We start from the raw sequence: 776 nt of genomic DNA on the forward strand, positions 1-776 counted from the left end.
ACCATTCAGAGGTTCATTACGCCGGAACGGAGGGCAGCCGACCAACGGTCGGCTCTACGATTCAGCGCGTCATGACGCCCGAACGAAGGGCAGCCGACCAACGGTCGGCTCCACCGCGGTCACTTCACCCCGTGCMGGTCCCGCAGCTGGCTCGGCCGCGAACCAAAATAGGCGGCCAGGTCGGCAATATCCTGATCGCTCAGGTCGGTCGCCTGCGGGGTCATCAACGCATGCTGGCGGTCGCCGGCGCGATAGGCCTGCAACGCATGCGCCAGATAGTCACCGTACTGCCCACCCAGTTTCGGGTAGGTCGGGTCGATCGGCTTGTTGCCGTCGACGCCGTGGCAGTCGATGCAGCTCTGGCCGGTGGCCTTGCCCTTGACCTGGGCACGAGCTTCACCAGCAGCCAGGCGTCCGGCCGGTAAGCCGGCGGAGGAGCCGGACCCATGTTCGCCACTGGCGTGGCCCGGGTCGGCGGCGGAATCTGCGCTGTTTTCCACCTGTGACTGCGAACACGCAGTCATCAGTAGGGCAACGGACAGGGCGATGGCGTGACGCTTGAAGGGCGTGGCTTTCGACATGAGCGCGCTTATTTGACGGTGGACAGGTAAACAGCGAGATCGGCGATCTCCTGTTCGCTGAAACTCATGGACTGCGCCTGCATCGTGGGATGCCGGCGCTTGCCCTGGCGGTACTCGCTCAGCGCCTGGCTGAGGTACTGCTGGGTCTGCCCGCCAATCTTGGGCACCCGGTAACTGGGGTAGGCGTTCTTGTAG

2 protein-coding genes are annotated in these 776 nt (G+C 64.6%); both read right to left on the minus strand.

The window, feature by feature from the left end:
• Window positions 1-119: 119 nt before the first annotated feature.
• A complete protein-coding gene (locus tag AC1DQP_RS21140; RefSeq protein ID WP_478052511.1) occupies window positions 120-581 on the minus strand; it encodes a c-type cytochrome in 462 nt (153 codons plus the stop codon).
• 8 nt (window positions 582-589) lie between these two features.
• The coding region (locus AC1DQP_RS21145; protein WP_478052512.1) for a c-type cytochrome at window positions 590-776 on the minus strand (187 nt) is incomplete at its 5' end.

Source organism: Stenotrophomonas sp. P5_A8 (genome assembly GCF_056400545.1).